Source organism: Brevibacillus antibioticus (assembly GCF_005217615.1).
Classification (GTDB): domain Bacteria; phylum Bacillota; class Bacilli; order Brevibacillales; family Brevibacillaceae; genus Brevibacillus; species Brevibacillus antibioticus.
Genome location: NZ_SZNK01000001.1, coordinates 4512758 through 4527180, shown reverse-complemented (window position 1 = coordinate 4527180; position 14423 = coordinate 4512758). Strand labels below are relative to the sequence as shown.

11 protein-coding genes and 1 pseudogene are annotated in these 14423 nt (G+C 42.7%); 7 read left to right on the top strand and 5 right to left on the bottom strand.

Annotated elements, in window-relative coordinates; translation table 11 throughout:
- Nucleotides 1-1016 precede the first annotated feature (1016 nt).
- The gene (locus E8L90_RS21710; RefSeq protein ID WP_137031346.1) at nucleotides 1017-2348 is read left to right on the top strand and encodes a hypothetical protein; all 1332 of its coding nucleotides are present in this window, start codon (nucleotides 1017-1019) and stop codon (nucleotides 2346-2348) included.
- Nucleotides 2349-2882: 534 nt separating this feature from the next.
- Here the strand turns inward: E8L90_RS21710 and glpQ are convergent.
- The 4 genes and pseudogenes from glpQ to E8L90_RS21690 all read right to left on the bottom strand — a co-directional run bounded on the left by glpQ (nucleotide 2883) and on the right by E8L90_RS21690 (nucleotide 5307).
- The gene (glpQ, locus tag E8L90_RS21705) at nucleotides 2883-3977 is read right to left on the bottom strand and encodes a glycerophosphodiester phosphodiesterase (protein ID WP_137031345.1); all 1095 of its coding nucleotides are present in this window, start codon (nucleotides 3975-3977) and stop codon (nucleotides 2883-2885) included.
- A gap of 253 nt (nucleotides 3978-4230) precedes the next feature.
- The gene (locus tag E8L90_RS21700) at nucleotides 4231-4527 is read right to left on the bottom strand and encodes a putative quinol monooxygenase (RefSeq protein WP_137031344.1); all 297 of its coding nucleotides are present in this window, start codon (nucleotides 4525-4527) and stop codon (nucleotides 4231-4233) included.
- A 31-nt stretch (nucleotides 4528-4558) separates the two neighbouring features.
- Nucleotides 4559-4749: pseudogene (locus E8L90_RS21695) on the bottom strand (nitroreductase family protein); the annotation flags it as partial.
- 195 nt (nucleotides 4750-4944) lie between these two features.
- Nucleotides 4945-5307, bottom strand: a complete 363-nt coding sequence (locus E8L90_RS21690; RefSeq protein WP_137031343.1) for a winged helix-turn-helix transcriptional regulator — start codon at nucleotides 5305-5307, stop codon at nucleotides 4945-4947.
- A 321-nt stretch (nucleotides 5308-5628) separates the two neighbouring features.
- Here E8L90_RS21690 and E8L90_RS21685 point away from each other — a divergent pair, with 321 nt between their 5' ends.
- The 4 genes from E8L90_RS21685 to E8L90_RS21670 all read left to right on the top strand — a co-directional run bounded on the left by E8L90_RS21685 (nucleotide 5629) and on the right by E8L90_RS21670 (nucleotide 8804).
- Nucleotides 5629-6822 carry an MFS transporter gene (locus E8L90_RS21685; protein WP_137031342.1) on the top strand — a complete coding sequence of 398 codons (1194 nt, stop codon included), beginning with the start codon at nucleotides 5629-5631 and terminating at the stop codon, nucleotides 6820-6822.
- A gap of 19 nt (nucleotides 6823-6841) precedes the next feature.
- On the top strand, nucleotides 6842-7318 hold the full coding sequence (locus E8L90_RS21680; protein ID WP_137031341.1) for a heme-degrading domain-containing protein: 477 nt from the start codon (nucleotides 6842-6844) through the stop codon (nucleotides 7316-7318).
- Nucleotides 7319-7447: 129 nt separating this feature from the next.
- Complete coding sequence (locus E8L90_RS21675; protein WP_137031340.1) at nucleotides 7448-7921, top strand: tautomerase family protein; 474 nt, start codon at nucleotides 7448-7450, stop codon at nucleotides 7919-7921.
- Nucleotides 7922-7961: 40 nt separating this feature from the next.
- Nucleotides 7962-8804, top strand: a complete 843-nt coding sequence (locus E8L90_RS21670; RefSeq protein WP_137031339.1) for an aldo/keto reductase — start codon at nucleotides 7962-7964, stop codon at nucleotides 8802-8804.
- A 94-nt stretch (nucleotides 8805-8898) separates the two neighbouring features.
- On the opposite strand, the gene glpT is transcribed toward E8L90_RS21670, so the two are convergent.
- Entirely contained in the window at nucleotides 8899-10263 is a 1365-nt protein-coding gene (gene glpT / locus E8L90_RS21665; protein ID WP_137031338.1) for a glycerol-3-phosphate transporter, read from the bottom strand.
- Nucleotides 10264-10719: 456 nt separating this feature from the next.
- On the opposite strand from glpT, the gene E8L90_RS21660 reads away from it, so the two are divergent.
- Nucleotides 10720-12240, top strand: a complete 1521-nt coding sequence (locus E8L90_RS21660; protein WP_137031337.1) for a chitinase — start codon at nucleotides 10720-10722, stop codon at nucleotides 12238-12240.
- A 327-nt stretch (nucleotides 12241-12567) separates the two neighbouring features.
- On the top strand, nucleotides 12568-13806 hold the full coding sequence (gene sstT / locus E8L90_RS21655) for a serine/threonine transporter SstT (protein ID WP_137031336.1): 1239 nt from the start codon (nucleotides 12568-12570) through the stop codon (nucleotides 13804-13806).
- Nucleotides 13807-14423: the final 617 nt, after the last annotated feature.

Below are 14423 nucleotides of genomic sequence, written 5' to 3'. Positions count from 1 at the left end.
TTGGTTTGGTTTTAATGTTTTCATGGAAAGACAATTGCTCAGTCCTATAGTTAGTCTAATACTTTATTTTCGCGGTTGAGGCAACATTAAATGCTAAATATTATATGAGTCTAATACTTATTTTTTTAAAGTAGATGATTTTTTATTTCGAAAAGCCGTGGTATATCGACACCCCCAGTCTAAAACATTATTTTCATCGAACAAGAACATCTTTGTGTGATGTTCGTTGACATTAGAGTAAGTAAATTTAAAGTAGACTTGGTAAAGAGTACAAAGCTTTTCTTTACGATTAAAGTCATGTTAATAAGCCGAGTGAAATTCAGGTTTGCACATCTGTCTTTCCTCGGCTTATTTTTATTTTCAAACCCCGCCACAAGCTCTATCAGAGTCGAGGCGGGGTTTAACGGTATAACGTACTTTTTAACTTCTATGGTTCCTCATTTGCAAACATCTCCAACGTAGCTATAAGAATGTCTTTCTTTTTAGTATAGTGGAGAACCTATTATCGCCGCACCTTCAATCATTGAACAAAAATCATAAACAGGTATAGGGCGTCCGTTTCCTAGGGCAGCACCTATTGTCAACGAACCGGGTTCCATTCCCATTCCAAGAGTTGAAGAAGTTGGATGGCACTAGAAGCTCTTTTCGTTTGCTCGAGCGTATTTACTTCGGGGAATCGCCCATCCGTCTTATAGGCATGGAAAAACTCGCCCTCACAATTATGTGAGCGGAGAGGTTTGTTCAGTTTTTACGAAATTAGAATATGGGGGAGATTGGCAGGTTATGTAACTGTTCCTGATAAGACTGTTTGAAAATAATGAAATGGCAGTTTGTCCTTTATCCACTTATTTGCAATCATTGTATAATTGAGGTGGGAGTGTGTTGAACATACATAATCGTATTGGATTCATTCCTAGTGAGTCTGAAAGCGATGAGTTCTCCGTAATAGAAGGCGGGGCCGCAAAATTTGGCGTGCTACTGTATTAAAAATAGTCAGGATGAAGGGGAACCGAGTAATGACAGAATATAATCAGCTAGTTTTCGATGCATTGCCACCCAAAGGGAGTAGCAGAGAGAAGGCTATCTCGAAGCTCGGAGCTAACGAGGCACCTGAGCTGTTGCATCTGGCCAGTACAGAGCGCGGGAAGAGTAAGCTTGCCGCCCAGAGGGCACTGGCTAAGATTGATTATGAACCAGCTGCAGCTTATTGGAAAAAGCTATTAAAGTCGCCACAAAAATGCGAAAAAATATTAAACCACACATTCTCGAATACAGTGTCGGATCTGATTGCTGATCGATTACTAGCTTTTTTGCAGACGTTTCTGGAGAAAAAGCCTGGCAGCAAGATCAGCTGGGAAGAGCATGAAACGCTGCTTGCCTTTCTTGGCATGATGCCGGGTAAAGCGAGTGAGAAGATGTGCGAGGTGTATGAGCTTGCAGCAGAGCATATCCAGAAGATTTCATCATTTGAGCGCGACAGCGAGGTGCTAAAGTTAACCTACAGAGATACTTCTATCTTTCATATAAGTGATACTTTGGCAGGGGTGACTTTAGAGCAAGCCTTTCCTATGATTTTGGTTGGCTCTGTTTTAATGGATGGAGATCGTAGGCTGCAAGCGCTAGCTTGCAAGCTATATGAGCAATATGGGGGAGCCTGGCTGTCTCCTGTCTTCGCTTCTGCGCTTCTAACCAAGCCCGCTCGCGATGTTTTCGAGGCGTTTTCACCGTATTACAAAGATCCGGTAGCGCAGCGCTTTATTTTGAACGTGCTAGGTACGGTGAAGTTTGATACTAAGCAAAATCGCCATACCTTTATGTTTGGCTGGGGAAATATGCTTAGAAATGATACCTATTTTTCACTTAAACCGCTGCTGTTTGAGGATTTGGATGTGCGCTGGATAGAACTTTTGGCAGCTGATCCGGAGGAGAAAAAGCTAAGCGGTCTTATTAAAACGAGCTATTATGTAGGAAAAGTGACTGGAGAATTTGATGACGTGCTGGGTGATCTGCTTCCGCTAAATAATGAAGTTTGCTGCCAAAAGGTGCAATCGTATTTTCTGAAAAGAGCAATTCTGGATGATGGAATTGGTGCGACATATGTTGGTATTTTGTATCGGATAGGTTATGAGGATGTTGAATCGATTCTTATGAAAAAATGGTCCCAAAAGGAAAATGCAACCTCTATTTGGAATGTGTCCAGTGATTTGCAGTTCTTTACCCATTGGCCAGCCGAGAAGAGAGTAGAGCTTTTTGAACAGGTTAGACAATTGGTTCAGGAGAAGAAATTACAAATAAGTTATTGGAAGCCGGACACGGCTGAGGAGCTGAAGAACGAGCTGCTTAAGTAGCAATAGCAGGAGCGGAACGGGAGGCATCAAATACAGTGGGAGCATTAGCTGTTAGCTACCCACTGTCCATTATGTTCGTAGTGCTAGTAATAGACTGAACAGCAGGATTCGCCAACAAACGAAAAGTGCCTAAAAAATCTGTTAGAAAAGGAACTTGATAAGACGGAGGATTGGTATGATCCCCTCATGGTAGACAGGCGAAATAATAAAAAGCTTGCTATTGTGAGGTGAGCTTTTTCATGTCTAGAGGTAAATAGAATGCTTTCCAAAACTCGCCATTCTCGAAGAAGTATCAAATGGGGAAATTGGTTTCCTGACAGCTGCGAAAAAAATGATGAAAAGCCGGTAATCCTTAGCGTACAAGATACCGGCTTTTTTTCTGTCTATCAGGGTAATACTAGCGTCCCTGTCACGAGCTGCAAACGGTGAGTCTCGGAACTAAATCAAGCCTAACAACGCTCTTTTCCACCTGATTGTTTGGTTCCGATTCAAAAAATAAATTTGGAACCTCAGTAACTCGTTGAGGTTACAGTGTTACTGGGACATTTTGCTTTGGTTCTCCGCTCTTCGCAAAAAATCAACGGCACGGTCAGGGAAGTCCGTAAACACCCCGTCAACTCCTGCTGTGAAGTAGAACTGATCGAGCAGTTCCTCGAAGCTTGCTGCATAGGCAGGGATTTGTCCTTTATCCGCTCGGAAGGTGTATGGATGCACTTCCAGGTCAGCTTCATGAGCCTCTTTGACAAGATTGGTAATGATCAGGTGGTCTTTCGTCGACTCTTCTTTGATGATCATCGGCTTCCATGGCCCTACGCCGTCTGCGTATTTCGCAATTTCTTTCATCGCCCCTTTGTCAAACATCCAATCGTAGTTGTAGGGAACGGCCTTACCGTTTTCATAGATCATGGTTTCGTTCCAGCCGGTTTCTGCCATGAGCTGTACAAGCTTCACGTTCATATTCAAATGTGGATAGAGTTCCGTGCGAATCCGTTTTGCTTCATTAGGGTCGAAAGTCTGTATGTACGCTTTGTCATTCTTGGACACATAGCCGTACTTTTTCAACACCTGCAGCACTGCGAGGCTGATGTCCTTCCCTTCGTGTCTGTGGAACCAGGGAGCTTTGATCTCCGAATAGATCCCTACGTTACGACCCGTGCTTTTGTTCATACCCTGGATCATTTCAATCTCTTCTTCCAGGGTGTGAACACTGAAGCTGGATTTCCAGAGAGGGAAGCGGTCCGGATAGTCTTGTACCTGCTTGCCGTTTTCCACTGAGAAGACCTCTGTTGTTTTCAGTTTCTTGATCTCGTCAAGAGTGAAATCAATAACGTAGTACCTGCCGTCTTTTCGTTTTCGATCAGGGTAGACCTCCGCTACATTGGTTACGCTGTCGAGATAATGGTCGTGCATGATGATCAGTTTGTTGTCCTTTGTCATGACCACGTCTTGTTCGATGTAGTCGACTCCCATCGCGTAAGCCATCGCTTTTGCGGGCAGCGTATGTTCCGGCAAGTATGCACTCGCTCCGCGATGGGCGATGACAATCTTATCCGCTTCGGCAAAGGATACGCTTCCAAAGCTTGTTGTAATAGCGAGAGCAGCTACCAGGGATGTAACTAGTTTTTTCATGTCGTTCCTCCTCCATTTGGATGAAAAAAAGATCCACAAATCCCATTGGTAGGTTATACCATACCAAATGAAATATTGTGAATCTCCTGATCTCCATCACAAAAATATTATGTTGGTTACTAATGTAAGGCAAAAAGAAAGCGCTGTCAACAAATAGTTGACGAGAGCCTATTACCCATTTCATGTATGGCTGGACAAAAAAACAGCAAGGCTGATCGCAGGACCAACCTCGCTGTTTTCCGTACATCACGAATTATAATTTCACAGGCTCTCCTGCGAATACTTCCAATTCCATAGCTGCTGCAAAAAAGGAGGGGGCTTGCTTCACAAAAGCCTGAAAATGAGCGCTTGCATTGTGCGCCGATACTGCAGCAGAGTCCTTCCACTTTTCTACCATGGTGTAGTGATATTCTTGCTCTGTGCTTTTCATAAGGGTGTATCCCACATTTCCTTCTTCAGCTTGGCTTGCAGTAACTAGGGCTTTGGCTGCTTGCAGGAAGGCTTCTTCCTGTGCGGGTATCACTTGCAGATGGGCATGTATAATAAGCATGGTTCTCTACCTTTCTTCTAGCGAATTTGAATTATTTCCAGGTTGTCACTGACTCAACAGGGATGCGGTAAGAAGGGTATCCTTCCTTGGCTGCTTTCCCGATACTGATCAGCATGATCGGTTGATAGCGATCCTTGTCCAAATCAAACGCTTCTGCTACTTCTTCTTTTCATAGCCGCCGATCGGGTTCGTGTCATAGCTGAATGAACGGGCACCCATCAGGCATCTCTTTCCACGATGAGAAATCTGGTGGACGCAGGGAACTACGGGCAGAAGAATGGGCAAGGCTTTTACGAGTGGTCACCGGAACAGTTGAAAAAAGATCTGCAAACGGATGAAAAGTAAAATTCTTGTGTAACCCCCCTAGGTTAATCCGTTAACCAAGGGGGGTTTTTGCAATGCCGAAATGGGTATATTTTATCTATTTAAGATGCTCTCTTCTAATACGTCAAATTTATTTCCATACTTTTTAATGATATGTTGTTCACCCCATGAGCAGAGTGATTCTAATATACTTTTCAATCCCCATCCGTATTCGCTTAGTTCATATTCCACTTTTGGTGGGACCGTATTGTAAGTAATTCGATTGATGATCCCGTCACTTTCTAGCTCGCGTAGTTGCTGGGTTAACATTTTTTGTGTAATCGCAGGCATAAGACGTTTCAATTCACTGGTACGTTTTTTGCCATGAGTGAGGTGGCAAAGTATAACGCATTTCCACTTTCCGCCTAATACTTCAAGCGTAGCTTCAACCGAAATATTATATTTCTTTTTATTCATAAGATCGCTCCTACTTAAATTTTATAGGAACTTTTCAGTACCTATAGCACAAAAAAGTACGTACTTTTGATTAAGTTTGCTATGTATCATAATAACATTTGCCGATCGGTTATAGTCATTCTTTTTTTATGGTTTTCTCGAGGAGATGTTGTTCGTCTAAATGCTTTATAGGAACTTTTCAGTACCTATAGCACAAAAAAGTACGTACTTTCGATTGGGTTTGTTATGTATCATAATAACACTTGCCGGTCGGACAAGCTTATTCCTTTTATGGGGTTTGCTCGAAGAGATTTTTTAAAAATGGGTAAGGAGGATATATAAATGGCCTTGGATAATAAACGAAGCGCATTGGCGCTTTTAGCATTAGCAATAAGCGCTTTTGCTATCGGTACAACAGAATTTATTAGTGTCGGATTACTGCCTCTTATTTCGCAAGACCTGAATATTTCGGTTACGACTGCCGGATTAACTGTTTCGTTATACGCGCTTGGGGTAACTTTCGGAGCGCCTATCTTGACTTCACTGACATCCAGTATGTCGCGTAAATCATTATTGCTTTGGATTATGATCGTCTTTATTGCTGGTAACCTACTCGCAGCAGGTGCAACGAGCATTGGGATATTGCTTGTTGCCCGTATCATTTCTGCATTTTCGCACGGCGTGTTTATGTCGATTGGATCTACCATTGCTGCTGATGTTGTTCCAGAAAATAGGAGAGCTAGCGCGATATCTATTATGTTTACGGGACTTACTGTGGCAATCGTCACAGGTGTACCATTAGGAACATTTATTGGTCAACAAATGGGGTGGAGAGCAGCCTTTATCGCGATTGTGGCAGTTGGGATCATCGCTTTTATAGCCAACAGCATTCTTGTTCCATCCGAGTTGCGAAAAGGTGCCAGCTCAACATTTCGAGATCAGATCAAAGTGATTACCAATGGTCGGCTGTTACTTTTGTTCATCATTACAGCCTTGGGGTACGGAGGAACTTTCGTCGTCTTCACTTACTTATCCCCGTTGCTTCAAGATTTAACCGGCTTTAAACAAGGAACAATTACGTTAATTTTGGTGGTCTATGGAATTGCCATTGCAATCGGTAACGTAATTGGCGGTAAGGTGGCAAATCGAAATCCGGTTCGTGCACTGTTTTATATGTTTATCTTGCAAGCAATTGTGCTTTTTCTCTTAACATTCACTGCTCCATTTAAAGTTATTGGGTTAATTGCGATTATTTTGATGGGATTACTTCATTTTATGAACGTGCCTGGACTGCAAGTCTACGTCGTGTTGTTGGCTGAACGCTTTACTCCGGGGGCCGTTGATGTGGCATCAGCCATTAATATTGCGGCCTTTAATGCTGGCATTGCTCTCGGAGCTTACCTGGGTGGGGTAATCACTGATTCCATCGGACTTATTCATACTGCTTGGATAGGCGGATTGATGGTGGTAGGGGCCACAATCCTTACAGGTTGGAGTATGGGTTTAGAACGAAAAGATCAAAAAAATCCGGCATAAAATCCATGAGGTGATAGTTATGAGTACAGAATCCTTTGATGAAAGCATGAAAAAGATAATAAATGATGAGGAAACGCTGCAATTTACATCATTTACTAACGAAGACGCTCTTCAATTAGGTTTGTTGGTTGTTGATATGGCTAAACAGGAAGAAAAACAGATCGCTGTAGATATAACAAAAAATGGCGTGCAATTGTTTCACTTTAAGATGAAAGGCACATCTCAGGTAAATACGGAATGGATCCAACGCAAAAATCGGGTTGTAGCACTGCATGATCACAGTTCCTATTATTTGCAAAGGCAAAGTGAAATAACCGGAATGCCTTATCACGAATCAAATCGAGTGGATGCCTCTAAATACGCGGCATATGGGGGAGCTTTTCCCATCATAGCTAAAGGCGTTGGGAACATCGGGACCATTACGGTATCAGGACTAACTCCTGAAGAAGATCATGAATTGGTTACAAAAGCAATCCACTCTTATTTAAACAGATAATAAGAAGAGTAATCTTCTGATTTAAGGAGGTGGTTCAGGCAGTTCATTGTTCATGCTTATAAAGAACATGGTTTGGTTATATTTAAGGAAACCGCTTCTTTTTATCAAATAATCAAGGATGTGTATGAAATGCCATTCATTGTCCTAAATACATGGCCAGCTATGTCGAAAGATATGAAAAAAGAATTCATTAGACAGGCCACTGAGTTAACAACAAACGAATTGAAGATCGTACCGGACAAAATTCAAGTGTTGATTCATGAACTTGAAAAAGAAAATTGGGGGAAAGCAGGCGCTTCCGCAGCGGATCATGACTTTGCTCTTAAGAGCCGCCGTATCAATTGGGGTACAGAAGAGTCTTATCACACAGATGACTCTGAAATAAATGGCATGGCTGTCGTTACAGTTGATATTTGGAATACGTTTGACCAGGTAACGAAAGATAAATATGTAAATGACCTGACTCACCTCACTATGAAATTCACCCGTGCACCTTTGGATAAAGTTTTAATCCTTATTCGAGAAATGGTACCAGGTAATTGGGGACAAAGTGGTGTGACAGGAGCAGATAAAGATTTTCTTTCAAAAAGTCGACAATTGTAAACAGTTTTCAAAAATACAATGCTAAGGGAGATAAAATTCAATGGCGAAAAATTTGCAAGATACTACGACTCTGCACAATGGTGTTAAAATGCCTTGGTTTGGTTTGGGTGTATTTAAAGTGGAGGAAGGTCCAGAACTTGAGAATGCGGTAAAAACAGCAATCAAGCATGGATATCGCAGTATTGATACAGCAGCTATTTATGGAAATGAAGAGGGAGTCGGCCGCGGGATCGGTGAAGGGCTGAAAGAGGCAGGTATTTCCAGAGAGGAACTTTTTGTTACTTCGAAAGTATGGAATGCAGATTTAGGATATGAGTCAACGTTAGCGGCTTATGAAGCCAGCTTAAAAAAATTAAATTTGGAGTATCTGGATTTATACCTGATTCACTGGCCAGTGGAAGGGAAATTTAAAGAAGCTTGGAGAGCATTGGAAACACTTTATAAAGAGGGACAAGTAAAAGCAATCGGGGTAAGTAATTTCCATATTCATCATCTCAAAGAATTGATGAAAGACGCGGAGATTAAACCAATGGTGGATCAAGTGGAACACCATCCACGTTTGACCCAAAAGGAGCTTCAAGATTTTTGTAAGGAGCAAGGCATTCAATTTGAAGCATGGTCTCCGTTAATGCAAGGACAACTGTTGGATAATCCAGTATTAAAGGAGATTGCTGATAAGCATCACAAATCCATCGCACAAGTTATCCTGCGTTGGGACTTGCAAAATGGTGTCGTAACGATTCCAAAATCTACAAAAGAACATCGAATCGTTGAAAATGCATCGGTGTTTGATTTTGAGTTGACAAAAGAAGAGATGGATCTGATCGATGGCTTGAATCAGAATCATCGAGTCGGTCCAGACCCGGACAATTTTGATTTTTAATAGATGTAAACAATAACCCGGCGAAGACTGGCTGTTCATTCCATAAAAAAGAAGGATAAAAATCACTACGATTTTCATCCTTCTTTTTGTTATATTAATGATTTTTAACGACTTCCTGCCCACGCACATTCCACGTAAAGGCAAAAACAAGAGCAGCCAATGCACACGAAACTGTCAGCAAAATAAATCCTGCATCCCAGCCGGAGGCATCAACGATAACCCCCATCAATGCATTCGCTGTTACTGTACCGCCCAGGTAACCAAACAGACCAGTCAGTCCTGCAGCGGTTCCGGCAGCTTTTTTCGGAACAAAATCAAGGGCTTGCAAACCAATCAGCATGACTGGACCGTAAATCAGGAAACCGATAGCGATCAGGCAAATCATATCGACTACGGAATTTCCAGGTGGGTTGAACCAGTAGACCAGAACAGCGACCAATACGCCGAGCATAAAGACAAACCCTGCGGGTCCACGGCGGCCCTTGAACAATTTATCGGACAGCCAGCCGCACAGGAGCGTTCCCGGGATACCTGCCCATTCGTACAGGAAGTAGGCAACGCTTGACTTGTTCATATCAAAGCCTTTTTCCTCACTCAAATAGGTCGGCGCCCAGTCCAGAACGCCGTAACGGACGAAGTAGACGAAGATGTTGGCAATCGCGATTGCCCAAACCCATTTGTTGTTCAACACATATTTGAAAAGGATTTCTTTTGTGGAGAATTCTGTTTCAAACGTTTTCTTCTCTTTGTTTGGATAGTCATTGCGATATTCTTCAATAGGCGGCAGGCCGACTGACTGCGGAGTATCGCGAATTAAGAAATACGTAATGAATCCAAAGACAATGGCAACCAGAGCAGGCAGGATAAATACGCCTTCATACCCGGAAGCGGTACTACCCGAAAACGTGGTGAACATGGCTGCACCTGCAACTGCGATAGGGGCCATCAAGCCTCCACCCACGTTATGGGCTACATTCCAAATGGCTGTTTTGTTTCCTCTTTCACTTACACTAAACCAGTGTACGAGCACACGCCCGGATGGAGGCCAGCCCATTCCCTGGAACCAACCGTTCAGGAACAACATCACAAACATGATCGTGACGGATGAGGTGAAGTAAGGAACAACACCCATCAGTAAACTAATAAGTGCAGAAAGAATCAAACCGGCAGGCAAGAACATTCGCGGGTTGCTTCGGTCTGAAAAAATAGCCATTACAAACTTGCTGATCCCGTAGGAAATTGAAATGGCGGATAACGCAAAACCAAGCTCTGATTTTGTAAATCCTTCTTCAATCAGATAAGGCATGGCGAGTGAAAAGTTTTTGCGGATGAGATAGTACGCCGCATAACCGATGAAGATTCCGAGAAACACTTGAAGCCTGAGTTTTTTATACTCAGAATCAATTTGTTCGTCAGGCAATCTGTCGATCGGCGCCGCAGGCTTAAACAGCTTGAGCATCTTATTCCCCCCCTAAGTAATTTCTAACAAAGATGGCGATGCACGTAAAAAAACCCATAGCTTAATGGCGCTTTCAAAAATGAAAGTGCCAATAAGTATGAGTCTCCGAATCTCCATCATAGTTAACTTGTCGTAAGTGTATTCTATAATTCTGTGAAAACGTTGTCAATGGTGTTGTTTTGGCTTATTTTTCCATTTTGAATATCGAGACAATTGAGATGTCGAGCCAGTTTATCGCGCTTAAAATTCTGGAGCATAAAAAAAATTTCCGCAAAAACGCGTCGCACCTATTCGAAAAGCAACGATAGAGGTTTTGTTATGTGTACATTAATCGAAAAAATACATTTTTTAAAAATATAAGTATATCTTTATCTTAGCTCATTTGTATGAGGGGGGTTAAGCAAAGATGTAAAGGTCATCTTTTTGTACAAGTAAAAATGAAGGAGGCTTTGTTTGATGTATTTGATGAGAAAAACAGGATTTTTGGTAGTACTATCGCTTATCTTTATTTTTTCTCTATTCCCGCAGTCTTCTCACGCTATGGCACCGTGGACTCCCAACACCGTATACAACTTAGGAGACATGGTTACCTATCAAGAGCAAGATTACAAATGTACATTGGCTCATACATCGCTTGTCGGATGGGAACCGCCCAACGTACCGACACTGTGGCAACCGCAAGGCCCCTCTGCTCCCGATACCATTCCACCTACGTCCCCCACAAATCTTAGTGAGGTAGGGATATCAAGTAGCTCGGTCAGCTTATCTTGGTCACCTTCTACGGATGACAGAGCTGTTCAGGAGTATCTCGTCTACAACGGAGATGCACTCGCTGGTACATCGAGTACAACATCCTATACCGTGAGTGGGCTTCTAGCAAATACGACATATTCATTCACGATCCAGGCGAAAGACGCCGCAGGCAATGTATCCCCACCGAGCGCCTCGATAACGATAACCACTTTATCTAAATCCCCAAATGAACCGGTGTCCAAACGAGTCTTGATCGGCTACTGGCATAATTTTGACAATGGTTCTACGGTACTCAAGTTAAGAGATGTCTCCGATAAATACGATGTAATCAATGTTGCGTTCGCAGAACCAGTTGGTGGCGATCATTCGACTATGGGATTCGTGCCGTTCAATGCATCCATTGAAGAATTTAAGTCGGATATCGCCTTGTTACAATCAAAGGGGAAGAAGGTCCTCATCTCGATTGGTGGAGCGAATGGTACAGTCGAGCTGACGACGGAAGCTGCCAAACAAAATTTTATTACCTCGATGACCTCGATCATTCAAACGTATGGTTTTAATGGTATGGATATTGATCTGGAAGGAAGTTCCTTGTCGCTAAATGCGGGGGACACTGATTTTAGAAATCCGACAACGCCAAAAATTATAAACTTAATCTCAGCGACTCAGACGATCACGAATACATTTGGCCCATCTTTCATTTTGACGATGGCGCCAGAAACGGCTTATGTCCAAGGGGGTTACGCTGCCTATGGTGGGCCGTGGGGAGCTTATCTACCTGTGATTCATGCCCTTCGTGATCGAATGAATTATATCCACGTCCAACACTATAATTCTGGAGCGCTAGAAGCATTAGATGGTCGTACGTATCAACAAGGAACGGCTGATTTCCAAGTAGCGATGGCAGAAATGCTATTGAAAGGATTCCCTATCGGACGTAATCCTAACAACATGTTTCCAGCCTTGAGGGAGAACCAGGTCGCAATCGGGCTGCCTTCTGCTCCAAGTGCTGCCGGGGGAGGCTATACGTCTCCTGCCGATATCCAGAAAGCCCTTCAATATTTAGTAAAGGGCACGTCTTTTGGAGGAACTTACAGACTCCAAAATCCAGCTGGTTATCCGCAGTTCCAAGGAGTGATGACTTGGTCTATCAACTGGGATGCTAAAAATAACTATTCGTTTGCCAATCATGTTCGCACTTCGCTGGTTTCATTGAGCAAGTAATGACGGAATCTTCAAGCAACAAGAGAGAAGCACCGGAAATTAGTCGACAGACGAAACCCTCCCTAGGTTCTTACCGGGGAGGGTTTTACTCTTGGTTACCCAACACCCTAAATAGAGGGGCAGTATTATTGCCTTACCAACAAAGGTAGTTGTTCAGTTTGGAAAAATTTGTCCGTTTGTAATATATCAAAAAATCAGTATAATGATACTTATTTGTCTTTGGGGAGTGGACTGTGATTAGAATAGCCATTCAACGAAGATAGAATCATACAGAAAGCGAGAAGCTATTGCAGGGTCGGGAGAAGTTTATCCTAGTGGGGGGCATCTATGAAAAGTATACTGGCGAAGCTAAGTCAAGTAAGTCTGGTAAAGCAAATCATTGTGGGTTTGATTATTGGTATTATCCTGGCTGTAACGATCCCCGAAGTAGCAAAACCCGTAGTAATTTTAGGTTCTTTATTTGTAGGCGCATTGAAAGCGATCGCACCTGTGTTGGTACTCTTTTTGGTTATGTCAGCCATTGCTCAGCATAAAAGTGGGCACCAAACGAATATGAAATTCATAATTATCCTATACCTTTTAGGAACTTTCTTAGCTGGATCAATCGCCGTTATTGCAAGCTTTATATTCCCTGTAGACTTAACTCTTGTAGAGGGAGCTAAGGATGTGACGCCTCCTAGCGGTGTTGTAGAGGTTCTCAAGACATTGTTGCTAAATGTGGTTGATAACCCGATTAATGCGATTGTTAAAGCGAACTATATCGGTATTTTAGCTTGGGCAGTACTTATTGGTTTGGCTTTACGAAATGCCGCTGATACGACAAAAACGATGATTACTAATTTTTCGGATGCGGTATCGAAATTGGTTGGTTGGGTAATTAAGCTTGCCCCATTAGGAATCATGGGACTAGTATTTGACTCTATTACAACAAGTGGACTTGATGCGTTAGTGGGCTATGCGAAATTACTTGCTGTTCTGATTGGTTGCATGCTCTTTGTGGCACTGATTGTCAATCCAATCCTTGTGTATGTAGCTATACGACAAAACCCTTACCCACTTGTTTTCAAGTGTATAAAGGAAAGTGGCATTACAGCATTCTTTACACGAAGCTCAGCTTCAAATATTCCTGTAAATATGAAATTATGCGAAAATCTAGGTTTGAATAAAGATAGTTATTCGGTCTCGATACCATTAGGGGCTACTATTAATATGGCTGGTGCAGCTGTCACGATTTCTGTTTTGACCCTTGCAGCGGTTCATACACTTGGTATTCAAGTGGATATTCCTACCGCTATCATCCTGAGCATAGTATCGGCTATATGTGCTTGCGGTGCATCAGGGGTGGCTGGTGGATCTTTATTACTGATTCCTCTAGCATGTAGCCTATTCGGTATTTCAAATGAAGTTGCGATGCAGGTAGTCGGAGTCGGCTTTATTATTGGAGTGTTACAAGACTCTTTTGAAACGTCACTTAACTCCTCTTCAGACGTTCTTTTCACAGCAGCAGCTGAGTTTAACGAGTGGAGAAAAGAAGGAAAGCAAATAAAAATCTCCAAAGCAGCATAGGCGAATAAACTGCACCCCAATTGTGAGGCTGGATTAACAATTGGGGTGCAGTTTTATTGTGGTCGTCGAGAATCTCACAGAATCGCAATCAACAGCTCTTTATCCATCTTTTCAAACAACTGTTTAACAGCCACGTTGATAGCCAATTGCCGGGATTTCCCGGTACTTTCCTCTGAACACACAAAAAAAACCTCCAGAGCTACTACTGTGTAGAGGCAGGAGGTTTCTCGCTAATAGCTTATGCTATCCAATCGATGGTAGATCCAGATACACGTTGGTTTTCCATTCGCTGTTTCAGGTAAGGGTTTTTCTTTTGCTTATCTAATTGCTTGTCGTTAGATGAACGCTCTGCCTGATTAGCTCTTGAGAATTCTCAAGCTTTTTGTCGATCTCGTCAGCCATCTTCAGCAGCTTGCCGTCCTAGCCTTCTGCCTTCCGCTTCAGCCCTCTGGACCTCGTAAAATCTCCGTCCTTTGACGCGGGTTCCCACGCCTTAGCCTCTAATTCCAAGGTAATCTGAGCGCGTTTAACACTGTGTAGATTCTTGAGATCATGGGTTGCGGTTAAAACGGCAGCCAATCCAGACTGCTGATTACCGACTTTTGGTTATTATTTGT

What these genes read in the sequence shown, in the direction of transcription:
- E8L90_RS21670 (WP_137031339.1), top strand. Translation starts at nt 7,962, where the DNA reads ATGGCGAAAAATTTGCAAGATACTACGACTCTGCACAATGGTGTTAAA.
- E8L90_RS21685 (WP_137031342.1), top strand. Translation starts at nt 5,629, where the DNA reads ATGGCCTTGGATAATAAACGAAGCGCATTGGCGCTTTTAGCATTAGCA.
- E8L90_RS21710 (WP_137031346.1), top strand. Translation starts at nt 1,017, where the DNA reads ATGACAGAATATAATCAGCTAGTTTTCGATGCATTGCCACCCAAAGGG.
- E8L90_RS21675 (WP_137031340.1), top strand. Translation starts at nt 7,448, where the DNA reads ATGCCATTCATTGTCCTAAATACATGGCCAGCTATGTCGAAAGATATG.
- E8L90_RS21700 (WP_137031344.1), bottom strand. Translation starts at nt 4,527, where the DNA reads ATGCTTATTATACATGCCCATCTGCAAGTGATACCCGCACAGGAAGAA.
- E8L90_RS21680 (WP_137031341.1), top strand. Translation starts at nt 6,842, where the DNA reads ATGAGTACAGAATCCTTTGATGAAAGCATGAAAAAGATAATAAATGAT.
- E8L90_RS21690 (WP_137031343.1), bottom strand. Translation starts at nt 5,307, where the DNA reads ATGAATAAAAAGAAATATAATATTTCGGTTGAAGCTACGCTTGAAGTA.
- sstT (WP_137031336.1), top strand. Translation starts at nt 12,568, where the DNA reads ATGAAAAGTATACTGGCGAAGCTAAGTCAAGTAAGTCTGGTAAAGCAA.
- glpQ (WP_137031345.1), bottom strand. Translation starts at nt 3,977, where the DNA reads ATGAAAAAACTAGTTACATCCCTGGTAGCTGCTCTCGCTATTACAACA.
- E8L90_RS21660 (WP_137031337.1), top strand. Translation starts at nt 10,720, where the DNA reads ATGTATTTGATGAGAAAAACAGGATTTTTGGTAGTACTATCGCTTATC.
- glpT (WP_137031338.1), bottom strand. Translation starts at nt 10,263, where the DNA reads ATGCTCAAGCTGTTTAAGCCTGCGGCGCCGATCGACAGATTGCCTGAC.